The 22,543-nt window shown below is 67.9% G+C and carries 24 protein-coding genes and 1 tRNA gene; 20 read left to right on the top strand and 5 right to left on the bottom strand.

Annotated features, from left to right (window positions below):
* Positions 1 to 23: 23 nt before the first annotated feature.
* The 11 genes from dnaJ to CUR96_RS06965 are packed head-to-tail and all read left to right on the top strand — an operon-like array spanning position 24 to position 8,992.
* Complete coding sequence (gene dnaJ, locus CUR96_RS07015) at positions 24 to 1,139, top strand: molecular chaperone DnaJ (RefSeq protein ID WP_102192593.1); 1,116 nt, start codon at positions 24 to 26, stop codon at positions 1,137 to 1,139.
* 15 nt (positions 1,140 to 1,154) lie between these two features.
* The gene (locus tag CUR96_RS07010; protein ID WP_102192592.1) at positions 1,155 to 1,883 is read left to right on the top strand and encodes a 16S rRNA (uracil(1498)-N(3))-methyltransferase; all 729 of its coding nucleotides are present in this window, start codon (positions 1,155 to 1,157) and stop codon (positions 1,881 to 1,883) included.
* A 55-nt stretch (positions 1,884 to 1,938) separates the two neighbouring features.
* Entirely contained in the window at positions 1,939 to 2,289 is a 351-nt protein-coding gene (locus CUR96_RS07005; RefSeq protein WP_102192591.1) for an HIT domain-containing protein, read from the top strand.
* A gap of 49 nt (positions 2,290 to 2,338) precedes the next feature.
* Entirely contained in the window at positions 2,339 to 3,364 is a 1,026-nt protein-coding gene (locus CUR96_RS07000; RefSeq protein WP_245861133.1) for a PhoH family protein, read from the top strand.
* Positions 3,365 to 3,380: 16 nt separating this feature from the next.
* On the top strand, positions 3,381 to 3,839 hold the full coding sequence (gene ybeY, locus CUR96_RS06995) for an rRNA maturation RNase YbeY (protein WP_102192589.1): 459 nt from the start codon (positions 3,381 to 3,383) through the stop codon (positions 3,837 to 3,839).
* On the top strand, positions 3,836 to 5,131 hold the full coding sequence (locus CUR96_RS06990; RefSeq protein ID WP_102192588.1) for a hemolysin family protein: 1,296 nt from the start codon (positions 3,836 to 3,838) through the stop codon (positions 5,129 to 5,131). Before ybeY ends, CUR96_RS06990 begins: the two co-directional genes overlap by 4 nt.
* A complete protein-coding gene (era, locus tag CUR96_RS06985) occupies positions 5,124 to 6,020 on the top strand; it encodes a GTPase Era (protein ID WP_245861113.1) in 897 nt (298 codons plus the stop codon). Before CUR96_RS06990 ends, era begins: the two co-directional genes overlap by 8 nt.
* A gap of 54 nt (positions 6,021 to 6,074) precedes the next feature.
* Positions 6,075 to 6,596: a sigma-70 family RNA polymerase sigma factor gene (locus CUR96_RS06980; RefSeq protein ID WP_102192586.1), complete on the top strand. Its 522-nt coding sequence runs from the start codon at positions 6,075 to 6,077 to the stop codon at positions 6,594 to 6,596.
* Positions 6,589 to 7,572 (top strand): hypothetical protein, encoded by a 984-nt coding sequence (locus tag CUR96_RS06975; RefSeq protein ID WP_102192795.1) that lies wholly within the window; start codon positions 6,589 to 6,591, stop codon positions 7,570 to 7,572. The genes CUR96_RS06980 and CUR96_RS06975 overlap by 8 nt, the downstream gene beginning before the upstream one ends.
* Positions 7,573 to 7,622: 50 nt before the next feature.
* A complete protein-coding gene (locus tag CUR96_RS06970) occupies positions 7,623 to 8,051 on the top strand; it encodes a hypothetical protein (RefSeq protein ID WP_146008133.1) in 429 nt (142 codons plus the stop codon).
* Positions 8,003 to 8,992, top strand: coding sequence for an NADP-dependent oxidoreductase (locus tag CUR96_RS06965; RefSeq protein ID WP_102192584.1), 990 nt, complete (start codon positions 8,003 to 8,005; stop codon positions 8,990 to 8,992). Before CUR96_RS06970 ends, CUR96_RS06965 begins: the two co-directional genes overlap by 49 nt.
* Here the strand turns inward: CUR96_RS06965 and CUR96_RS06960 are convergent.
* Positions 8,989 to 9,642, bottom strand: a complete 654-nt coding sequence (locus CUR96_RS06960) for a hypothetical protein (RefSeq protein WP_102192583.1) — start codon at positions 9,640 to 9,642, stop codon at positions 8,989 to 8,991. The two genes, CUR96_RS06965 and CUR96_RS06960, sit on opposite strands and share 4 nt — an antisense overlap.
* A gap of 195 nt (positions 9,643 to 9,837) precedes the next feature.
* Here CUR96_RS06960 and leuA point away from each other — a divergent pair, with 195 nt between their 5' ends.
* Entirely contained in the window at positions 9,838 to 11,592 is a 1,755-nt protein-coding gene (leuA, locus tag CUR96_RS06955; RefSeq protein ID WP_102192582.1) for a 2-isopropylmalate synthase, read from the top strand.
* Here the strand turns inward: leuA and CUR96_RS06950 are convergent, their stop codons facing one another.
* Positions 11,593 to 12,279: a trimeric intracellular cation channel family protein gene (locus tag CUR96_RS06950; protein WP_102192581.1), complete on the bottom strand. Its 687-nt coding sequence runs from the start codon at positions 12,277 to 12,279 to the stop codon at positions 11,593 to 11,595.
* A gap of 34 nt (positions 12,280 to 12,313) precedes the next feature.
* Between CUR96_RS06950 and recO the strand changes: the two genes are divergently transcribed.
* The gene (gene recO / locus CUR96_RS06945) at positions 12,314 to 13,057 is read left to right on the top strand and encodes a DNA repair protein RecO (protein WP_102192580.1); all 744 of its coding nucleotides are present in this window, start codon (positions 12,314 to 12,316) and stop codon (positions 13,055 to 13,057) included.
* Complete coding sequence (locus tag CUR96_RS06940; protein WP_102192579.1) at positions 13,054 to 13,854, top strand: isoprenyl transferase; 801 nt, start codon at positions 13,054 to 13,056, stop codon at positions 13,852 to 13,854. Before recO ends, CUR96_RS06940 begins: the two co-directional genes overlap by 4 nt.
* Here CUR96_RS06940 and CUR96_RS06935 read toward each other — a convergent pair.
* Positions 13,797 to 14,408, bottom strand: a complete 612-nt coding sequence (locus CUR96_RS06935) for an AAA family ATPase (protein ID WP_102192578.1) — start codon at positions 14,406 to 14,408, stop codon at positions 13,797 to 13,799. The genes CUR96_RS06940 and CUR96_RS06935 overlap by 58 nt on opposite strands.
* Positions 14,409 to 14,461: 53 nt before the next feature.
* Here CUR96_RS06935 and CUR96_RS06930 point away from each other — a divergent pair, with 53 nt between their 5' ends.
* Positions 14,462 to 15,136, top strand: coding sequence for a DsbA family oxidoreductase (locus CUR96_RS06930; protein WP_102192577.1), 675 nt, complete (start codon positions 14,462 to 14,464; stop codon positions 15,134 to 15,136).
* 81 nt (positions 15,137 to 15,217) lie between these two features.
* Here the strand turns inward: CUR96_RS06930 and CUR96_RS06925 are convergent, their stop codons facing one another.
* Complete coding sequence (locus tag CUR96_RS06925; RefSeq protein WP_245861111.1) at positions 15,218 to 16,441, bottom strand: metallophosphoesterase family protein; 1,224 nt, start codon at positions 16,439 to 16,441, stop codon at positions 15,218 to 15,220.
* 108 nt (positions 16,442 to 16,549) lie between these two features.
* Positions 16,550 to 17,053 carry a glutathione peroxidase gene (locus CUR96_RS06920; RefSeq protein ID WP_102192576.1) on the bottom strand — a complete coding sequence of 168 codons (504 nt, stop codon included), beginning with the start codon at positions 17,051 to 17,053 and terminating at the stop codon, positions 16,550 to 16,552.
* A gap of 60 nt (positions 17,054 to 17,113) precedes the next feature.
* On the opposite strand from CUR96_RS06920, the gene dusB reads away from it, so the two are divergent.
* The 5 genes from dusB (at position 17,114) to CUR96_RS06895 (ending at position 22,469) form a co-directional block, all read left to right on the top strand.
* Complete coding sequence (gene dusB / locus CUR96_RS06915; protein ID WP_102192575.1) at positions 17,114 to 18,268, top strand: tRNA dihydrouridine synthase DusB; 1,155 nt, start codon at positions 17,114 to 17,116, stop codon at positions 18,266 to 18,268.
* Entirely contained in the window at positions 18,258 to 19,631 is a 1,374-nt protein-coding gene (locus tag CUR96_RS06910) for a deoxyguanosinetriphosphate triphosphohydrolase (protein WP_102192574.1), read from the top strand. The genes dusB and CUR96_RS06910 overlap by 11 nt, the downstream gene beginning before the upstream one ends.
* Positions 19,631 to 21,487, top strand: coding sequence for a DNA primase (gene dnaG, locus CUR96_RS06905; RefSeq protein ID WP_102192573.1), 1,857 nt, complete (start codon positions 19,631 to 19,633; stop codon positions 21,485 to 21,487). The genes CUR96_RS06910 and dnaG overlap by 1 nt, the downstream gene beginning before the upstream one ends.
* A gap of 36 nt (positions 21,488 to 21,523) precedes the next feature.
* A complete protein-coding gene (locus CUR96_RS06900) occupies positions 21,524 to 22,297 on the top strand; it encodes an ATP-binding cassette domain-containing protein (protein ID WP_102192572.1) in 774 nt (257 codons plus the stop codon).
* A gap of 96 nt (positions 22,298 to 22,393) precedes the next feature.
* Positions 22,394 to 22,469: transfer RNA gene (locus tag CUR96_RS06895), tRNA-Asn, on the top strand.
* Positions 22,470 to 22,543: the final 74 nt, after the last annotated feature.

The raw sequence follows: 22,543 nt of genomic DNA, 5'->3' as shown, positions 1-22,543 counted from the left end.
CACGCGTACGCGGAAAGGTGATTGTGGCGGACCACTATGAGGTTCTCGGAGTTTCCCGGGACGCTTCCACTGACGAGATCAAGAAGGCTTACCGACGTCTGGCGAGGCAGCTGCACCCCGATGTGAACCCGGGTGACGATGCATCGGAGCGTTTCAAGCTCGTCACGCACGCCTACGACGTGCTCAGCGACGACGAGTCCCGTCGGCGCTACGACATGGGCGGCGGTGACGGTGCCGGCGCGAACTTCAGCGGCTTCGGCGGATTCGGCGACATCTTCGAGCAGTTCTTCGGTGCGGGGCAGGGCGGCGGCCGCGGTGCCAGGCCGCGGTCGCGCCGCGAGCGCGGCCAGGACGCGCTGGTCCGGGTCACCCTCGAACTCGGCGATGTCGTGTTCGGTGCGCACCGCGATATCGAGGTCGACACCGCCATCCTCTGCGGGACGTGCCAGGGTTCCTGCTGCCAGGAGGGCACCTCCCCGGTCACCTGCGACATCTGCGGCGGCTCCGGCCATGTGCAACGGCAGGTGCGCAGTCTCCTCGGCAACGTCGTCACCTCCGCCCCCTGCGGGACCTGCGAGGGATACGGCACCACGATCCCGTACCCGTGCTCGACCTGCGGTGGCCAGGGGCGGGTGCGCTCCCGTCGCACGGTCTCACTGGACATCCCCTCCGGTGTCGAGACGGGGCTGCGTCTGCAGCTTCCCGGCTCCGGTGAGGTGGGCAAGGCAGGCGGCCCGAACGGCGACCTCTACGTCGAGGTGACGGTGTCGCCGCACGCCGCCTTCAGCCGCGACGGCGACGACCTGCTCGCGACGCTCGAAGTGTCGATGACCGATGCGATCCTCGGCACGGAGACCTCGATCGAGGGCCTCGACGGCGCCGTGGACCTGGAGATCCGCCCGGGCGTGCAGGCCGGCGATGTGCTCACGATCAAGGGCCGGGGGATCACGCCGCTGCGAGGAAGTCAGCGCGGCGACCTTCGCGTCGGCGTTCAGGTCGTCACTCCGACGAAGCTGGATTCCGCCCAGCGTGCGCTGATCGAGGACTTCGCGAAGAAGTCCAAAGCACCCGCTCCGCAGCTTGCGCAGTTCCAGCAGGGACTGTTCTCGAAGCTGCGCGATCGCTTCCGCACGCACTGAGCGAGAGACTGAGCCATGGCCCTGCACTTCCTGCTCGAGTCATCGTCTGATGCTGTGCCCGGCGACGTGGTGTCGCTGATCGGAGCTGAGGCGAAGCACGCCGCCGTCGTGCGTCGGCTGCGTGTCGGTGAGGCCGTGACGGTCGGCGACGGTGCCGGTGTCTGGCTCGCGGGTTCGGCTGAGGACGTGTCGCCGTCGCAGGTCGACGTGCGGATATCGCAGCGGAGCGAGCAGGCGGCGCCCAGCCCGAGGATCGTGCTCGCACAGGCGCTGGCGAAGGGCGACCGAGACGAGCTCGCCGTCCAGGCTGCATGCGAGCTCGGTGTCGACGAGATCGTGCCGTGGCAGGCGAGCCGCAGCGTCTCGCGCTGGGAGGGGCCGAAGGCCGCCAAGGGCCGCGAGCGCTGGGCGAGCATCGTGCGGGAGGCCGCGAAACAGGCGCATCGGGCCTGGGTTCCCGGCGTCTCGGCGCCGGTGTCGACGGCGCAGCTCGCCGACCGCGCGGCGACGCAGCGCATGCTGCTGCTGGATCCGACGGCCGTGCTGCGGCTGTCCGAACTCACGCCCGACGACAGGGACATCGTGCTGGTCGTGGGCCCTGAGGGCGGAATCTCCGACGACGAGCTTCGCCGGCTGACGGACGCCGGAGCCGAGCGCGTGCTCCTGGGCGACACCGTGCTGCGCACCTCGACCGCGGGTCCCGCGGCGATCGCCGTCCTGTCGGTGGCGCTCGGGCGCTGGTGAGGCGGCGACGGGTTCAGAGACCCATGGGCCGCACCCCCGCAAGTAAGCTGGACCCATGACGGAACCCTCGATCTTCACGCGCATCCTGACCGGGGAGATCCCCGGTGAGATCATCGCCGAGACCGACAGCCTCTTCGCGTTGCGCGACATCGCTCCGCAGGCGCCGGTGCATCTCCTGGTGATCCCGAAGACCCAGGAGTACCGGAGCGTCGTCGAGCTCGCGGCCGGTGACCCCGCGCTGCTGGCCGAACTCATCGCATTCGCCGAGAAGCTCGCTGCCGAGCACACCGACGACGGCGATTTCCGCCTCGTCTTCAACACCGGCGCGAACGCCGGTCAATCCGTTTTCCACGTGCACGCCCATGTGCTCGGTGGCGGACTGAACGAGCGGAGCGTCGGTGCCTGACTCCACAGAACCCGAAGTGGTCGAGCGGATCTACGCCGACGGCGTCGCGATGGTCCAGCTTCTCGGCCCGCAGGACCGACTGCTGCGCATGCTCGAGAAGGAGCACCGTGACGTGCAGGTGCTCGTCCGCGGAAACGAGATCACCCTGAGCGGCGGCGCCGAGGCCGTCGCGAAGGCCAAGACGCTCGTCGATGAGCTGCTCGCGATGACACGGGCAGGGCATGACCTGGTCCCCAGCGACGTGGAGAACTCCGCGCGGATGCTGCGTCACGAGGGCGGTCCGCGCCCGAGCGAAGTGCTCGGCGAGGCCATCCTGTCCACCAGGGGCAAGGTCATCCGTCCGAAGACGCTCGGCCAGAAGCAATACGTCGACGCGATCGAGGAGAACACGATCGTGTTCGGGATCGGCCCCGCCGGCACCGGGAAGACGTACCTGGCCATGGCGAAGGCGGTTCAGGCGCTGCAGCGCAAGGAGGTCACCCGGATCATCCTCACGCGTCCGGCCGTCGAGGCCGGAGAGCGCCTGGGATTCCTGCCCGGAACGCTGAGCGACAAGATCGATCCGTACCTGCGCCCCCTGTACGACGCGCTCAACGAGATGATGGATCCCGAGATCGTGCCGCGGCTCATGGCCACGGGCACGATCGAGGTGGCCCCGCTCGCCTACATGCGCGGCCGCACTCTGAACGACTCATTCGTGGTGCTCGACGAGGCGCAGAACACCACACCGGAGCAGATGAAGATGTTCCTCACCCGTCTCGGCTTCGGCACGAAGATGGTCGTCACCGGTGACATCACCCAGGTCGACCTCCCGCAGGGAGCGTCCGGTCTGCGTCTGGTGACGCGTGTGCTCGACGACATCGAGGACATCCACTTCGCCCGGCTCACCAGCGACGACGTCGTGCGTCACTCGCTGGTCGGGCGGATCGTCGACGCGTACAGCGAGTACGACGAGCGCCGCACGGCGCAGCGCTTCGAGCGCGAGCAGGCGGCGGAGTTCGCGAATCGAGCCGAGCGCCGAGGACCACAGCGACCCGGGCCCAGAGACCGGATGCCGAAACGAGGCCTCTCCTGATGAAACGAGCACAGGCATGATCGAGATCAACAACGAGTCGGCCATCGATGTCGACGAGACGGTGCTGCAGCGTCTCACGGATCACAACCTCGCGCAGATGCACGTCAGCCCCGACGCAGAGGTGGCGATCGTGCTGGTCGACGAGGGCGCCATGGAGGCGCTGCACGTGCAGTGGATGGACGAGCCGGGCCCGACGGATGTGCTGAGCTTCCCGATGGATGAGCTGCGCCCTGGGACCGAGGATCGCCCGACCGCTCCCGGCCTGCTCGGTGACATCGTGCTGTGCCCGCAGGTCGCCGAGACGCAGGCGCAGGCCGCCGGTCACTCGCTGATGGACGAACTGATCCTGCTCACCACCCACGGGTTGCTGCACCTCCTCGGATTCGACCACGCCGAGCCCGACGAGGAGCGCGAGATGTTCGGGCTGCAGAAGGAGCTCATCGTGGGCTTCGCTGCGTCCGAGCGCAGTCGATGACAGCCGCGTTCCTGCTCGCCGCCGCCGTTCTGCTCGTCGCCTTCGGCGGCCTGATGGCGGCGATCGACTCCGCGTTCGGCGTGACGTCCAGCTCCGACCTCGAGGAGATGGGTGCAGAGGGTCGAAACGCCCGCCAACTGGCCAAGATCGCGGCAGACCCCGATGTGCACGTCAACGCCGTGGCGTTCATCCGCGTCCTCGCGGAGGTGACAGCCGCAGTTCTCGTCACCGTCGCCTTCACGAGCATCTTCGACAACATCTGGTGGGCGATGCTCGCCGCCGCCGTGCTGATGACCGGGATCACGTTCGTGCTGGTCGGCGCGAGTCCGCGAACGTTCGGCCGGAGCCATTCCGATCGGATGCTGCGTGCGAACGCGCCGATCGTGCGGGGACTGCGCATTCTCCTCGGCCCGCTGGCGCAGGGGCTCGTGGCTCTCGGCAACCGGGTGACCCCCGGCACCGGGCGCAGCTCCTTCACGTCCGAGGAGCAGCTGTTGAGCATGGTCGACGAGGCGGCATCCAACGACCTGATCGAGGCGGACGACCGCGACCTCATCCATTCGGTCTTCGACTTCACCGACCAGTTCGTCCGCGCGGTGATGGTGCCGCGTACCGAGATGGTGACCGTCGACGCGACCGCCTCCACGAGCGAGGCGATGGCCTTGTTCCTGAACCGGGGTGTGTCCCGGATGCCGGTCGTCGACGACGAGGCCGACGATGTCGTCGGTGTCCTCTACCTCAAGGACCTCGTGCAGTTCGCGTTCCGCGACGAGAACGCCTGGCGAACAGCCTCCGTCCGGCCCATCGCACGACCCGCGACGTTCGTGCCCGAGTCGATGCGCGCAGAGACGCTGCTTCAGCAGATGAAGCGCGACGCCGTTCACGTGTGCCTCGTCATCGACGAGCACGGCGGCATCTCCGGGCTCGTCACTCTGGAGGATCTCATCGAGGAACTCGTCGGCGAGATCGCTGACGAGTACGACCAGGTGTCTGCTGAGATCGTCGAGCTCGGCGACGGGCGATACCGGGTCAGCGCGCGTCTCTCGCTCGAAGACGTCGGCGACCTCTTCGGCCTCGAGCTCGAGGACGAGGACGTGGACTCGATCGGCGGACTGCTCGGCAAGGCCCTCGGCCAGGTCCCGCAGCCCGGGTCGGCCGCCACGGTCGAGGGTCTGGAACTCACCGGCGGCGCATCGCGAGGGCGTGGTCGCGGGATTGCGACCGTGTTCGTGGAGCGGGCGGCGTCGAACGCGGGAAGAATGCAGCATGAAGGAGAACGACGAGATGAATGAACAGACGCGAAGCGGGTTCGTGACGTTCGTCGGCAGGCCCAACGTGGGCAAGTCAACGTTGACGAATGCCCTGGTCGGCGAGAAGATCGCGATCACGAGCGCGAAGCCGCAGACGACCAGGCGGGCGATCCGCGGAATCGTGAATCGCCCGGAGGGGCAGCTGGTGATCGTCGACACCCCCGGCATCCACAAGCCGAGGACGCTCCTCGGTGAACGTCTGAACCACCTCGTCGAGCAGGTCCTCGGCGACGTCGACGTCATCGCATTCTGCGTGCCGGCGACCGAGAAGGTCGGACCCGGTGATCGCAGGATCGCGGCATCGCTCGACGGGTACGCGCGGGCGAAGAAGATCGCGATCGTGACGAAGACGGATGCCGCCGGCCGGGATGAGATCACGGAGCGGCTGATGGAGGTCGACGCTCTCCGCGAGGATTGGGCGGCCGTGATCCCGCTGTCGGCGCTGACCCGCGACCAGCTCGAGGTGCTGTGCGACGAGGTCCTGTCGCTGATGCCGGAGGGCCCCGCGCTGTATGCCGAGGGGATCACGACGGACGAGTCCGAGGAGGACAGGATCGCCGAGATCATCCGCGAGGCCGCGCTCGAAGGCGTGCGCGATGAGCTGCCGCACTCCATCGCCGTCGTCATCGATGACATCGCACCCCGCGAGAACAGCGACCTGACCGATGTGCACGCGCAGATCGTCGTGGAGCGTGACAGCCAGAAGGCCATCATCATCGGCCACAAGGGCTCTCGGCTGGCGGATGTCGGCAAGCGCGCTCGAGTCGGGATCGAGGAGCTGCTCGGCACCAGAGTGTTCCTGGGACTGCACGTGAAGGTCGCGAAGGAATGGCAGCGCGATCCGAAGCAGCTCGGCAGGCTCGGGTTCTGACGTGGCGGTCCGAACAGCGCCGGCCGGGGTCCCACCCTCCTCGGCTCGGCGGGAATGAACCGCAGAAGCCACGACCGGGCGACGCGGCGCAACGAGGTCTTCAACAAGGTCTTCGACGCGCACTGGGCGCCGGTCCGGCATCACATCGAGTGGATCGTCGACGACGATGCCGAGGTCTCGGAGACTCTTTCGGAGGTCTTCCTGCTGGCATGGGCACGACTGGATCCGGAACGGCCGATGGGCCTCGTCTGGCTGCTCCGTGCCGCAGACGCCAGGCTGCACGGGCGTGCTCGGCGTCCATGCCCCCGGACGAAGGCCCTCGATGCCGTGCACGAGGGACTGGGCGGGGATCCGCTCAGTATCGGCGTCGTGGGTCGGGCAGCCGTCCGAGAAGCTTTCGTCGCCCTCAGCGGGCGAGAGCGGCGTATCATCATGCTCACGCACTGGGACGGGCTGTCCGTGGGGGAGATCGCGGAGGTTCTGCGCAGGCCGCATCCCTGGGTGAGCAGGATCTTGAGCCGGGCACAGGACAAGCTGCGTCTCCGGTTGGACGTGGAGGGTGGACGCGATGACTGACCGTGCACTGCTCGACCAGGTGCTGATGGACGCAGATCCGGCCAGAACGCCTCGGGATGCGAAACCGGATGCCGAGGCGCTGGCGATCCGGGACCGGATCATCAGCGGTGAGATCAAACCGAAGCGCGATCGCGCTGTCGGCGTGCGCTGGGCGACTGCGGTCGCCGCGTTCGTCGTCGTCGCCGGTGTCGCCGCTTTCGCGGCCTTCAGCTCGCAGGGCCAGGCGGTCGCCGGGACGCCGGATCCTCTGACGTTCACCGGATCCAGCACGGTGGAGCAGATCGTCGACGACGCGCAGATGGCTCTCGCCGCGACGCCGGGGCCGCCGGAGCCGTTGCGATTCGTCCGCACCGCTTGGTGGGGCTACTCGATCGACATGACGATGGAGGAGTCGAAGATCGTTCCCCAGCTGTCGACCCTGAGCTGGGAGGCGGATCAATCCGGCCGGGTGACGATCGTCGAAGGCGAACCGTACGATCCGGATGACGCCGCAGCCAATGTGAATGCGGAGGTCTCCAGCAGCGGAGAGGTCGTGACGGAACTCATCATGGAACCCGGACAGTTCGGCAGCCCGATCGCCGACCCGCCCGGACCTTCGGCGGAGGACATGCGCGCGATGCTCACGGCGTTGGGCGTGCCTGCCGATCCGTCCGCCGGCGAGCTCATGCGGGGCATCAGCGACGCCGTCGGTCAGTGGACGCTCACGAACGAGCAGGAGGGACACCTCCTGGATCTCGTGGCTTCGACTGGCGGAGCAACGGCGCTCGGCGAGACGACCGACCGGCTCGGTCGTCCGGTCGCAGGGATCAGCGTGCCTTCACCGAATCTGGCGGCGACCGAGGTCATTCTGATCTCGCTGGAGACCGGCCGGATCGTCGGCATGGAGACGACGAGCGTGAAGGGCGATGACGTCCTTCCGAAGGGAGCGATCATCGCTTACCGGCTGTGGGACATGACGGACGAGATGGTGCGATGAAGCGCTGGAGACCAGTTGTCGGAGTGGTACTCGGACTGATTGTCAGTGTGTTGGCGGCGGCCCCTGCCGTCGCGGAGGGGCCGCCGGACGGTCCCGACGCCGATCCGCGGATCGTCGAGATGATGGATGCGGTACCCGGCGGCGTCCTCGTCGATGCGAATCATGCGGTCTGGCCAGCGCTGGACATGGAGATGACCGTCCCGGGAGCGCACGCCGGGACGACGTTCACATCCGTCGGGGCGTGCCCTGGCGGACGCATATGCGTGTTCAGTGGCCGTTCGCTGACCGGCCCGTCGCTCAGCTGGGGCTCCTGCGGCGACCACTCGATCCCATCGAACTTCACCGCGCTGTCGCTCGCGAACGCTCGATCCTCGGGCTACGCGCAGGCGCGGAACGGCGGATCGGTCTTCGCCACTGCCTATGCCGGTAGATGGGCGAACATCTTGGGCGCGGCCACCTATGTTCGCTGCGTCCTGTAGTGGGGCGGCACTGGGTCGCCACGGTCTGGGGACCACCTGAATCCTGGGATTTCGTCGAGTACGACGCCCCCATGCCCGTGCGGGGAGAGGTGACGATCTGCGTGCACGCGGCGGGTGTCAATCCTGCCGATTCAAAGCATGTGGCTGCACCTCGTCCCGGCGTGACGCCGCCGGTCCCCATCGGCTACGAGGTATCCGGCGTGATCTCCGCGCTCGGTCCCGACACCGTCATCGGATCGGGACCCGCAGAGGTGGGCGACGAGGTTCTCGCGTTCCGGGTGCAGGGCGGCTACGCCGCCGAACTCACGGTGCCGGCCGAGAAGGTGTTCGCCAAACCCGCGAGGTTGAGCCACCCGGAAGCGGCGAACCTGCTTCTGGCCGGCACGACCGCCGCCGAGATGCTCGCCGTCTCGGGTGCCGCAGCGGGGGAGACGATCCTGCTGCACGGAGCATCGGGGGCGGTCGGCGTCAGCGTGCTGCAGCAGGCCGCCCTGCGCAGCATCCGCGTCATCGGCACCGCGAGCGACACGCGCGCGGACGAGGTGCGACGGTTCGGTGGCGTCCCGGTCCGATACGGTCCCGGACTCGCGGATCGCGTCCGCGCGATCGCGGATGCCCCGATCTCCGCCGCACTCGACGCGGTGGGGACCGACGAGGCCGTGGACGTCTCACTCGAACTCGTGGCGGATCGCTCACGGGTGGTGACGATCGCAGCCCCGGGCCGCGCGGCATCCGACGGCATCCGCGCAATCGCGGGATCGATGCCTGACAGCGCGCGCTTTCGCGATCGCGTCCGGCCCGAACTGATCGCCCTCGCCGGGAACGGTGATCTCGTGGTGCCGATGGCGCGCACCTTCCCGCTCGACCAGGCTCCGCTCGCCCTGCGGATGCTCGCCGAGGGGCACCCCGGCGGCAAGATCGCGCTGCTGCCGCCGCCCTAGTCGACCTCGCGCAGGTGCGAGACGACGATCACCACTCCTTCGCCGAACTCCGCATCGGCCGCCTGCTGCCAGCTCCCGTCGTCCCACGGGACATCCACCCAGACGTAGCCCTCGTGTGTTCCCACGCGGAAGGCATCCGTATCGAGTCGCGCGGCGAGATCATCCTGGATGCGCGTGAGTTCGGCCTCCGAGGTGGTGCCCTCAACGCCGCCGGTCGGGTCGGCCGGTGCGATCGGATCGAAGAGTGCCAGCATGATCGGCTCATCGGTGCGGGTGATCCTGGCGCCGTCGTAGGTGCCGTAGACCGCATAGGAACCCCATCGGGTGTCACCGCTGGTCTCGAAGCCGTCGAGACCCTCCCAGGTCCAGTCATCGATGGGAATTCCGTTGCACTGCGGGGGATACGACTCCATGATTTGTCCGTCGCACAGTCTGGCTTCGCCGGCGACGTCGATCACCATGCCGACTCCCAGGACGCGGCCGTCCGGGGGAGCAGCGGGGGCGATGGCACCGAGACGCTCGACGGCCGGATCGCCCGCGGCGCTCGTCGGGGCGGGCGAATCTCCCGGCCCAGACGTGCAGCCGCTCATCAGCAGCAGCCCGACCAGGGCGGTCGACGCGAGAACCAGAGGACGGCGCAGAGTGCTCATACCTCACAGTGTCAGGTCGAGGCGATTCGTCTCAGCACCGCCGCTCGATCCGTCCGGCGAGGACTGCTACCATTGCCGCATGCCTTTCGGCGGTCTGCTTCTTCTTAGCTGCCGCGACGAGTCCTCCAGCTAGGGCCTTCCTCGTCGCGGCGCTCGTGTTGGCCCGATCATTTTGACGAAGAGAAGAAGCCCATCATGCAGAACACTCAGCGCCCGTCCACGATGCCGATCCACAAGTACCGGCCGTTCCACGAGCAGATCTCCGTCCACCTGCCTGACCGCACCTGGCCGGACGCCCGCATCACGCAGGCTCCCCGCTGGTGCGCCGTCGACCTCCGGGACGGCAACCAGGCTCTCATCGACCCGATGTCGCCCGAGCGCAAGCGCGTCATGTTCGAGTTGCTCGTGAGCATGGGCTACAAGGAGATCGAGGTCGGCTTCCCCTCCGCGAGCCAGACCGACTTCGACTTCGTCCGCCAGCTCATCGAGGAGAACCTGATCCCCGATGACGTCACGATCCAGGTGCTGACCCAGGCGCGCGAGCACCTCATCGAGCGCACCTACGAGTCGATCGTCGGTGCGAAGCAGGCGATCGTGCACCTGTACAACTCCACCAGCGTGCTGCAGCGCGAGGTCGTGTTCCGCACCGACAAACAGGGCATCATCGACATCGCCCTCGAGGGCGCGCGCCTGTGCCGGAAGTTCGAGAAGACGATTCCGGACACGCAGGTGTACTACGAGTACTCACCGGAGAGCTACACGGGCACCGAGCTCGAGTTCGCCGTCGACGTCTGCAACCAGGTGATCGAGATCTTCGAGCCGACGCCGGACCGCAAGGTCATCATCAATCTGCCCGCCACGGTGGAGATGGCGACCCCGAACGTCTATGCCGACTCGATCGAGTGGATGAGCCGTCACCTCGCGCACCGTGAGAACGTCATCCTCTCCCTGCACCCCCACAACGACCGCGGCACCGCGATCGCCGCGGCCGAGCTCGGTTACATGGCCGGCGCCGATCGCATCGAGGGCTGCCTGTTCGGCAACGGCGAGCGCACCGGCAACGTCGACATCGTCGCCCTGGGCATCAACCTGTTCACCCAGGGCATCGACCCTCAGATCGACTTCAGCGACATCGATCAGGTCAAGCGCACCGTGGAGTACTGCAACCAGCTGCCGGTGCCCGAGCGCAGCCCCTGGGCTGGCGATCTGGTGTTCACCGCCTTCAGCGGATCGCATCAGGACGCCATCAAGAAGGGGTTCGAGGCCATGGCGGCCCGTGCCGATGCCGAGGGTGTCACCGTCGATGAGATCGAGTGGGCGGTTCCGTACCTGCCGATCGACCCGAAGGACCTCGGCCGTTCCTACGAGGCCGTCATCCGCGTCAATTCGCAGTCCGGCAAGGGCGGCGTCGCCTACCTGCTGAAGGCCGATCACGCGATCGATCTGCCCCGCAAGCTCCAGATCGAGTTCTCCGGCGTCGTGCAGGCCAAGACCGATGCAGAGGGCGGCGAAGTCACCAGCGACGCGATCTGGTCGATCTTCAACGACGAGTACCTGCCCGCCGCGGATGCGGCGGCCAAGTGGGGACGATTCGAACTCCTCGCCACGCAGACGCGCAGCGACATGTCGGGCGAGGTCGTGCTCGACGTCGTGCTCCGCGACGACGAGCAGCAACTCGCGGTCGCCGGCTCGGGCAACGGCCCGGTCGCCGCATTCGTCGAGGTGCTGCGGGCGCAGGGTTTCGACATCACGGTCTACGACTACGTCGAGCACGCTCTCAGTGCCGGCGGCGACGCCCAGGCAGCGGCCTACGTAGAACTGCAGGTCGGCGACCAGCGGCTCTGGGGCGTCGGCATCGACGGCGACATCTCCACGGCATCCCTCAAGGCGATCGTCTCGGGCGTCAACCGCTCGATCCGCACCCGCCAGCAGGAACTCGCCGCCGTCTGATCACGGCTTGACGATCGGGATGGTGCCCGTCTCTGCCGCCACCTTGCGGCGGTAGAGACGGCGCTGTTCCGGCAGCGAGAGGTCGAAGGCGACGGCCAGCACCCGGATGACGGCCGTGACCACGATGCCGATCACTCCGGCGAGCGCGAGGTTCACGCCGAGCGCGTTCGCGATAACGATCACGGCGCATCCGGCTGCTGCCGCCACTGCATACAGTGATCCGACGTGCATGATCGCGACCGGCAGCCCCATGATGACGTCGCGGAGGATGCTGCCCCCGACGGCGGCGCACACGCCGATGAAGACCGCGGGCACCGGGGGAACCCCCAGTCCCAGTGCCTTGCTGGTGCCAAAAGCACCGAACATCCCGATGACGACGGCATCGAGACCCACGATGATCGCGTTGGCACGGTTCAGAAGACCGGCCAGAAGCATGCCGATGATGGCGGCGCCGCCGGCGGTGACCAGATACCAGTTGTTCTGGAGCGTCGCCGGCGGCTGCCCCAGCAGCAGGTCGCGGATGAGACCGCCGCCCATTCCGATCAGGATGCCGATGATCGCCACGCCCAGCAGATCGAGTCGTCGCTGGCCCTGGAATCCGGAGGCGAACATCGCTCCCTGGATGCCGCCCAGGCCGACTCCGAGGAGGTCGGCCCAGAGGGGAATGAAGAACTGCGGTTCGGTCACCCTTCTATTCTCCCGCACGGAGGATAATCGAACGGTGCCCACCTATCGAGATGAAGCGGTGATCCTGCGCACTCACAAACTGGGTGAGGCCGATCGCATCGTCATCATGCTCTCGCGTCGGCATGGCAAGGTGCGTGCTGTCGCCAAGGGCGTGCGGCGCACCTCATCGAAGTTCGGATCGCGCCTCGAGCCGTTCATGGTTGCCGATGTGCAGCTCTACCAGGGTCGTTCTCTCGACATCGTCCAGCAGGCGGAGTCCCTGGGGTCGTATGGCAGCGAGATCGCCGCGCACTACGAACGCTTCACGTCGGCCAGTGCGATGGTGGAGACCGCCGACCGTCTCAGCGACTCCGAGGCGACGCCGGACCAGTACCTGCTGCTCGTCGGCGGGCTGCGCGCGTTGTCGCGCGGTGAGCATGCGCCGCGCAGCATCCTGGACTCCTACCTGCTGCGGGTGATGGCGCTCTCCGGCTGGGCGCCGTCGCTCGACGATTGCGCTCGGTGCGCCGCGCCGGGGCCGCACACGACGTTCGTGGGTCAGCTCGGCGGGCTCGTCTGCGGGAACTGCGCTCCGGCAGGAAGCCCTCGCATCGCGGAGGCGACGCTGGCGCTCCTGCGCTCGCTGATGGCGGGGGAGTGGGATGCGGTCGACGCGGCGTCACCCATCGCCACCGCATCCGCATCAGGCCTGATCGCCGCCTACGCGCAGTGGCATCTCGAGCGCGGCATCCGCTCGCTCGCTCACATCTCCGCCCCGCCACGGGAAGGACTCCGGTGACCCCGAAGCCGTACACCCACAAGGACGCCGTCGCGTATCGCCCGCTGGACTGGACCGGCATCCACCCGCCGGCCTTCCCCGCGGTCCCCGAGCATGTCGCCGTCGTCATGGACGGCAACGGTCGCTGGGCGAACCGTCGGGGTCTCAGCCGCATCGAAGGGCACAAGGCGGGTGAAGAGGTGCTGCTCGACGTCGTCGCCGGCGCGATCCAGGCCGGAGTGAAGCACCTCTCGGTGTACGCCTTCTCGACCGAGAACTGGGCGCGTTCCCCCGAGGAGGTGCGCTTCCTGATGGGGTACAACCGCGACGTGCTGCATCGCCGCCGCGATCAGCTCAACGAGTGGGGCGTGCGGGTGCGCTGGGCCGGGCGCAAGCCGCGCCTCTGGGGCAGCGTCATCAAGGAGCTGCAGTACGCCGAGCAACTCACCCGCGGCAACGACGTGCTCACACTCACGATGTGCGTGAACTACGGCGGGCGCGTGGAGATCGTCGACGCGATGCGCGCTCTCGCGTCGGAGGTCGCGGCCGGGCGGCTGAAGCCCAACGCGATCACCGAGAGGATGGTGCGCCGGAACCTCTACGTGCCGGACATGCCGGACGTCGACTTGTTCGTGCGCAGTTCCGGCGAGCAGCGCACCTCGAACTTCCTGCTCTGGGAGTCGGCCTATGCCGAGATGGTGTTTCTCCATACGCTCTGGCCGGACTTCTCCCGTGAGGAGTTGTGGCGCGCGATCGGGATCTACCTCTCGCGAGACCGCCGCTTCGGCGGCGCGGTGGACGCTCCCGGCAGTGCCTGAGCGCGGAGCCATCGATCGGCCTCGCGGGGATGACGGAGTCGCACGATCGTGAGGTGCGGGAATCGTGCTTCGATCTCCGGCATCCGCTGCCTCCAGTTCCCGAGGGTCTTCGTCTGCCAGGCCAGGATGTTCTCGTCGGGGTCGCCGGTCGCGAGCAGCTTCCAGATCGGCTTCTCCACGTTGCCGTTGTACATGCGGGTGCGCAGGATGCTGCGTCCGAGTGTGCGGCGTATCAGCCGCGAGCGCACCACCGGATACGGGTAGTCGAGCCAGATCGCGAGCTGGGCGCGCGGTGTCATGATCTCGTCCGTGCCCTTGCTGGTGTACTGCCACTCGGTGATCCAGCGCTCCTCGGCCGTGAAGGCGTGGACATCGTCGAGGAACTCCGGTCGGGGCGTCCAGTTCGGCCCGTGGAACAGGGCGTCGATCTCGACGTGGCGGAGATCCCACAAGCCTCCGATGCGAGCAGCGAGCGTGGTCTTCCCCGAGCCCGTGACACCGGCGATGAGCACGCGCTGCGGCCGGAACGGCAGAGGATCGTCCGCGGAGAGCATTCGGAAATCCTATCGGCGGAATAGCCGCTCGGTGCATGCGGTTGGATGAAGACGTGACTGAACCCATCTCCATCGACATCTGGTCCGACATCGCCTGCCCCTGGTGCTACATCGGCAAGCGCAACCTCGAGACCGGCCTCGCCGCGGTCGCCGCGGATGAGGATGCCCCGGAGGTGAAGGTGACCTTCCACTCCTTCGAGCTCTCCCCGGACACCCCGGTCGACTTCGACGGCGACGAGGTGGACTTCCTCGCCGGCCACAAGGGGATGCCCAGGGACCAGGTCGAGCAGATGCTGTCTCACGTCACGGGCGTCGCTGAGAAGGCGGGACTCGAGTACCGCTTCGATCTGCTCCAGCACACCAACACCGTGAAGGCGCATGAGCTTCTCCACTTCGCGAAGGCGAAGGATCTGCAGCACGAGATGGAGGAGCGGCTGATGTCGGCCTACTTCACCGAGGGCAAGCACGTCGGTCGCGTCGACGATCTCGTGGAGCTCGCGGCCGAGGTCGGCCTCGACGCCGCCGAGGCACGCGAAGCCCTCGAGTCCGACCGCTACCTGCCTGCCGTGCGTCAGGATCAGGATCAGGCACGCGCCTACGGCATCCAAGGGGTGCCGTTCTTCGTCATCGACGGCCAGTACGGCATCAGTGGCGCGCAGCCTCCGGCCGCCTTCGAGAACGTGCTGCGCGATCTCTGGGCAAAGCGCGGAGCACCGGTCGAGGCCTGACCCCTCGACTCGCGTCGACGATGCGAGACGAGGCGGAGACCCATGCCCGGGTCTCCGCCTCGTCGTCACGGCCGGTGACGGTCAGATATGCTCCTGCGCGGGTGCCAGCGGCAGCGGCTCCATGGGCTGGTCGTCCGCGGTCAGATCGATACCGAGATCACGCGCGTAAACGACGCGCGTCGCGATCGACACGTCGTCGCCCGTCTCGGTGAGCTCGAAGACGCGGCCGCCCCGCATGCGGTTGCGCTCGTCTCCCGACAGGCCGTAGGCGCCGAAGCCCGTGCCGGGGGCATAGCCGAGCTTGACGCCGTAGTAGTCGCCCACGTAGTCGTTGACGTGGTCGTGACCGACGAAGACGCCTTTCACATCGCCTCGCTCGAGGATCGCGTTGAACATGCCGGAGTTGAACGGCCCTGGGCACTCGTCCTCGTTGCGTTCACCGACGATGCCGTGGCGCGCCCTGCCGCGCGCGGCGTCGGCCTCCGTACGGGTGTCGACCCCGCCCCACCACATGAAGCGGTGCTCCCACAGGGCGATGTGGATGAACATGAGACCGGGAACCTTGCGGCCGCTGCGCCGCTCGAGCCGCTGCGACTGCTCGCGATACCAGGCGACCTGGTCCATTCGCAGCCAGTCCCAGGTGGGATAACCGGCGAAGTCCTGGCCGCTGATCGCGTCGGGCGCATAGCGGCCCGAGTCCATCATCCACAGCGAGAACGCGTCGCGGTTCTTCTTCCGTGAAGACGAGATCGGCACGATCGTGTTGCTCGTGCCGGTCAGCCCGCGGGCGTTGTCTGCGTTCAGGTTGTAGTCGTACGAGCGGTAGATCCTGAGCATCCCGGCCTCATCGACGCCCGACTCGGGCAGCGAGTCCTCGTCATGGTTGCCGTAGGTCACCGCCCAGGGGATGCGGCGCGATTCCATCGGCCACACGACGTTGTTGATCGCCTGCTTGACGGCCAAGGGCGTCTCGCAGCCGCTCGAGATCACGTCGCCGTTGATGACGACGAAGTCGGGCTGCTCCTGGTCGAGCACCTTCTCGATGAGTTCGACCGTGCGGCGGTCGGTCTGCTCGTCGTCCTGCGTGTCATTGAACTGCACGATCTTGAAGGTTCCGTCGGCCCGGAAGCGAAGTCGCGGGGCGTTCGGACGCGGGCTCCCCGAGGCGAAACCGGTGACGGTCGCGGAATCGGAGGGTGTCGCGGACTCCGCGTGCGCGGCGCCGAGCGGGAGCGCGGCGCTGAGAGCGCCCAGCGCCCCTGCAGTGATCACGCTGCGTCGGCTCATCGACAGTCCATCGGGCATTACTGGTCTCCTTCGTCTCCTGGCGGATTCGCCGCGGTGAGACTAGGGAGCGCAGATGGCGGGGGACTGGCCTGCAGATGAACGGCGCTTGCCGTCGGGCACCTGTCCTCAGCTGCGGGCTGTGACCAGGGCGCTTTCGATCGCGTCGACGATCTCCGGGGAGTCCGGCGTCTGCTTCGGCCGGAAGCGGCGCACCTCGCCGTCCGGCAGTACGAGGAACTTCTCGAAGTTCCACTCCACGCGTCCGGCCTTGCCGCCCGCATCCGGGGTCTGCTTCAAGGCCTTGTAGAGCTCCGTGGCGTTGCGCCCGTTGACCTTGACCTTGTCCGCCAGCGGGAAGGTCACGCCGTAGGTCGTGGAGCAGAACTCGAGGATCTCCTCCACCGACCCCGGCTCCTGCCCGAAGAACTGGTTGCTGGGGAAGCCGAGCACCGTGAAGCCGCGGTCGCCGTAGAGGCGCTGCAGTTCCTCGAGCTGCTCGTACTGCGGGGTGAGGCCGCACTTCGACGCCACGTTGACGACGAGCACCACGTCTGCGCCGAGATCATCGATGGTCTTCTCGGCACCCTGAGCGTCGGTGAAGGGGATGGAACGGAGTGCGGAATCGGTCATATCCCCAGCCTAAACGCGGCTGCCCGCCACAGGCTCCGCGTCTGGGAGAATGGAGAGGTCATGACTCTTGCTCCAGCCACCGTGCGCCCGCTCCGCATCGGGCCGATCGCCCTCGACGTGCCCGTCGTCCTCGCACCCATGGCGGGGATCACCAACACCGCCTTCCGGCGTCTCTGCCGTGAGTACGGTGCGGGTCTCTACGTCAGCGAGATGATCACCTCGCGCGCGCTCGTCGAACGCAACGAGACCACGATGCGACTCATCCGCCACCACGAGTCCGAGACGCCTCGTTCGATCCAGCTCTATGGCGTCGACCCGAAGACCATCGCCGAGGCGGTGCGCATCATCGTCGCCGAGGATCACGCCGACCACATCGATCTGAACTTCGGATGCCCGGTGCCGAAGGTCACCCGCAAGGGCGGTGGCGCGGCGCTGCCGTGGAAGAGCCGGCTGTTCGCCGACATCGTCGACCAGGCGGTCAAGGCAGCGGGGCCGGTGCCCCTGACGGTCAAGATGCGCAAGGGCATCGACAAGGATCACCTCACCTTCCTCGAAGCGGGCCGGGCCGCGGAGGATGCCGGCGCGGCAGCGGTCGCGCTGCATGCGCGAACCGCGGGAGAGTACTACTCGGGGCACGCCGACTGGAACGCCATCGGTGAACTGAAGCAGGCCGTCACCAGCATCCCGGTGCTGGGCAACGGCGACATCTGGTCGGCGGACGACGCCGTGCGGATGATGGCGCAGACCGATTGCGACGGCGTGGTGGTCGGGCGCGGATGCCTCGGCCGCCCCTGGTTGTTCGGCGAGCTCGCCGCCGCCTTCGGGGCGCCGTCGCGTCCCGTCGATGCCACGTTGGGCTTCGTCGCGAACGCCTTCCGCCGTCACGCCGAACTGATCGTCGAGTTCTATGAGGACGAGGCGCACGGATGCCGCGACATCCGCAAGCACGTCTCGTGGTACTTCAAGGGCTACCCGGTCGGCGGCGACATCCGCACCGGACTCGCGACCGCGTCGAGCCTCGCCGAGATCGACGACCTCCTCGGCCAGCTCGACCACACCGCCCCGTATCCGGGTGCGGATGCGGAGGGCCAGCGTGGACGCGCAGGCCACGCCAAGCGCACAGCCCTGCCGGACAAGTGGCTGGAGTCGCGGGAACTCGCGTCATCGGCATCGGAGATGATGCGAGGAGCGGAGATCGAGAACAGTGGTGGCTGATCTGCGTACGGACGGCTACGACCCGCGCGACGCCGAGCGCTTCTTCGCCGAAACCCATCGCTCCGAGCGCAACGACTTCGCCAGAGACCGGGCCCGCGTGCTGCACTCGGCGGCATTGCGGCGGTTGGCTGCGAAGACGCAGGTCCTGAGCCCGGCCAGCACCGCCGACTTCGCCCGCAACCGCCTGACGCACTCGCTCGAGGTGGCGCAGGTGGGACGTGAGCTCGCGACCGCGCTGGGTGTCTCCGAAGACGTCGTCGACACGGCCTGCCTGAGTCACGACCTCGGGCACCCGCCGTTCGGCCACAACGGCGAGCGCGCCCTGAACGAGTGGGCCGAGCACATCGGCGGCTTCGAGGGCAACGCGCAGTCGCTGCGCATCCTGACCCGGCTGGAGGCGAAGGTCCTCGACGACGACGACCACTCGGTCGGCCTGAACCTCACCAGGGCGACCCTCGATGCGACCTGCAAGTACCCGTGGACGGTCGACAGCCCGGTGCCGGACCCCGGCGGACGGCTGAAGTTCGGTGTCTACCCCGAGGACGAGGCGGTGTTCCGCTGGATGCGCGAGGGAGCGCCGCGGCGGCTGCGCTGCATCGAGGCCGAGATCATGGACCTCTCCGACGACATCGCCTACTCCGTCCACGACTTCGAGGACGCCATCGTGAACGGCTACCTCGACGTGGGACAGCTGGCCGACCCCCTGGAGCATGACGCCCTCGTGGGCAGGATCCAGCAGTGGGTGGGGTACGACTTCACCCGCGATGAGCTGGCCGATGCCCTGTACCGGCTGGCCACGCAGTCGATGTGGCTGTCGTCTTTCGACCGCTCACGACGGGACCTCGCCCGCCTCAAGAACCTGACCAGCGACCTCATCGGACGTTTCGCGCGTGCTGCGGTGTCGGCCACGCGCGAGGCGTACCCGGGGACCGCGCTGGTGCGCTACAACGCTCACGTCGTGGTGCCCAGAGTCGTCGAGGCCGAGATCGCAGTGCTCAAAGGGATCATGGGGCAGGCCATCGTCACGATCGAGGCGCGCAAGGGCGTCTACAAGGAGCAGCGGCGCGTGCTGCGCCGGCTCGCGGACTCGCTCTGGTCGACGGATGCGCTGTGGTCTGCCGGCGCCGAGGTGCTCGAACCGGCATTCACGGCGGACTTCGTCGCCGCGACCACCGACGCCGAACGCGCCAGGGTCGTCGTGGATCAGGTCGCGAGTCTGACGGACCAGAGCGCCATCGACTGGCATAACCGGCTGGTCGGCGAGATCGATCCGGCCGAGGTCGGGATCTGGAGCCCGCGTCACGCGCGTCCGGGTGCCCGTGGGCACGCCGGCAGGCAGACGGTCCCCGAAGGGGCAGTCTGATGCCCCGGATCCGGCAGGCGGACGTCGACGAGGTCAAGGCGCGGACGAACATCGCGGACATCGTGGGGGAGCGGGTCGCGCTGAAGTCGGCTGGGGTCGGATCCCTCAAGGGCCTGTGCCCTTTTCACGATGAGAAGAGTCCGAGCTTCCACGTGCGCCCGCAGGTCGGCTACTACCACTGCTTCGGCTGCGGCGAGTCGGGCGACGTGTACTCGTTCCTGCGCGAGATGGACCACGTCAGCTTCACCGAGGCGGTGGAGCGCCTGGCCGGTCGCATCGGCTTCGCCCTGCACTACGAGGACGGCGGCTCGGCTCCGGAGACGAGCGGCCGCAGCCGTCTGTACGCCGCGAACACGGCGGCTGCGGAGTTCTTCCGTGCGCAGCTGCTGTCTCCGGAAGCGGAGATCGGCCGCCGGTTCCTCGGCGAGCGGGGCTTCGACGCGGGTGCCGCTGCGCATTTCGGAGTCGGCTTCGCCCCCAAGGGCTGGGATGCGATGCTGAAGGCCCTCACCGCGCAGGGCTTCACCCGCGACGAGCTGAGCACCGCCGGTCTGGTGTCCACAGGGCAGCGCGGCGTGTACGACCGGTTCCGTGGGCGGCTGGTCTGGCCGATCCGCGATGTATCCGGTCAGACGATCGGCTTCGGAGCCAGGAAGCTGTTCGATGACGACCAGGGTCCCAAGTACCTGAACACCCCCGAGACGCCGATCTACAAGAAGGCACAGGTGCTCTACGGGCTCGATCTGGCCAAGCGCGACATCGCCAGGGGAGATCCGCGGCGGGTCGTGGTCGTCGAGGGCTACACCGACGTGATGGCCTGTCACCTGGCCGGACTCACGACGGCGATCGCCACCTGCGGTACGGCATTCGGCACCGACCACATCAAGGTGCTGCGCCGGGTGATGGGCGACGACAACGCCTCGGGCGAGGTGGTGTTCACTTTCGACGGCGACGAGGCCGGGCAGAAGGCGGCCCTGCGCGCGTTCACCGAGGACGACCGCTTCAATGCGCAGACATTCGTCGCGGTGGCCCCGGACGGGCTGGACCCGTGCGATCTCCGGCTGCAGCGCGGCGATGCCGCCGTGCGTGCTCTGATGGACGCCAAGGTGCCGATGTTCGAGTTCGCGCTCGACCGCAAGCTCGGAGGCTTCGACCTCTCCACGGTCGAAGGACGCGTCGGCGCGCTGCGGGCGGCAGCGCCGATCGTCGCCGAGATCCGGGATCGGCTGCTGCGCCCCGGATACGAGCGCGTGCTCGCGCGGCGTCTGGGCATGGATCCCACAGAGGTGCACGGCGAGGTGGAGCGAGCCGCGCGCGGTGGCGCGCAGACGCAGACCCGACGGGAACCCGTTCCGGTTGATGCGGGCTCCGGAACCACGGGGATCGCGCCGGTGACGCTGGGCAGTCTGCCGCGGACGGCGGATGCGGCGCTGGAGCGCGACGCGCTCATGGGCGCGCTGCAGTACGGCCATCAGGTCGACCATGACCTGCTCACCCGTGCGCTGGCAGACGAATTCCGGACCCCCGGTCTGGATGCGGTGCGCGAGGCGGTGGCATCCGCCGCGAACCGTGCCAGAGCGGGATGGGCCACCGACGCGGTGAACGCAGTGCGCGAGCCGTACCGGTCGCTGGCCGGAGAGCTCCTGATGACTCCGTTTCCGGCGCGGAACGAGGAGGGTGCAGTAGCCTCGACGACCGATCTCGCCCGGCGGCTCATCCTGCGCCGGCTCCAGCAGGACAAGTTCGAGCTGAATTCGGCCCTGCAGCGGGTGCCGGCGGACTCCGATGGCGGCCGCGCGCTGCGGATGCGCCTGCGAGACCTCGACGCGGAGCGGCAGCGCTTCACCGAGTCGTAACGTCCGGCCCGCTTCAATACAGGGCAGGATGGGATCATGTCGCGTCGGCCCGAATCCTCGAACGTGATCGACTGCACCGACCTGGTCATCGATCGGATCGGGCATGGAGCGCCGACGCGTGCTGTCGACGGCGTCACCTTCAGCCTCGCCCCCGGTGAGCTCATCTGCGTCGCCGGTCCGACCGGGTCGGGAAAGTCGACTCTCGTCGCCGCCCTCGCCGGGTCGACGGATCCCTCCGTGCGGATCGTCGGCGGAACGGCTCAGGTGTGCGGCGTCGACGTACGCAGGCCCGGGCGCAAGCACCGACTGCTCACCTACCACACGGGCTTCCTGCCCCAGGGTGCGGGGGCGAACCTCCCGCCGCGCCTGACCGTGAACGAGGTGATCGCCGAGCCCATCCTCCTGCGCGAGAAGCGGGTCAACACGAAGGCGCTCTCGATCCGGGTCGCCACTCTCCTCGACGAGCTCCATCTCCCGCTGGGAACTGCCGACAAGTTCCCGTACGAGCTGAGCGCCGGCATGCGTCAGCGCGTCGCTGTCGCCCGCTCTTTCGTGCTGGAGCCCAAGGTGCTCATCGCCGACGAGCCGCTCGCCAACCTCGATCTGGAGGTGCGCCCCGTCGTGTTCGGCGCGATCACCCGGCGCCGCAAGGAGCAGGGGATGGGGGCGCTGCTCGTCACGAACGACGCGGACTTCATCCGCGAGCTGAACGCCGAGACTCTGATGCTCCGCGGCGGCCACGTCGTCGCGAGAGGGGTCGGCAAGGACCTGCTCTGGGTGCCGAACGCCGAGGCCGATTCTCGACACTGATCCGGCGCGACACGCCTCTCGAAGAGGCTGCCCCGTGTCACGAGCATCGTCCGGAGTTTGCTAAGCTTGTCGAGTTGCCCGCGCAGCGGAGCACATTCCTCGGTAGCTCAATTGGCAGAGCAGCCGGCTGTTAACCGGCAGGTTCTTGGTTCGAGTCCAAGCCGGGGAGCCAATAGAAGGCGCCCCTCCCGCGAGTCGCGGGAGGGGCGCCTTCTCCCATGTACTGCGCGTTGATACGCGCACGAC

Source organism: Microbacterium aurantiacum (assembly GCF_002872075.1).
Taxonomy (GTDB): domain Bacteria; phylum Actinomycetota; class Actinomycetes; order Actinomycetales; family Microbacteriaceae; genus Microbacterium; species Microbacterium aurantiacum_A.
This window is presented reverse-complemented; position numbering and strand designations above follow the sequence as displayed.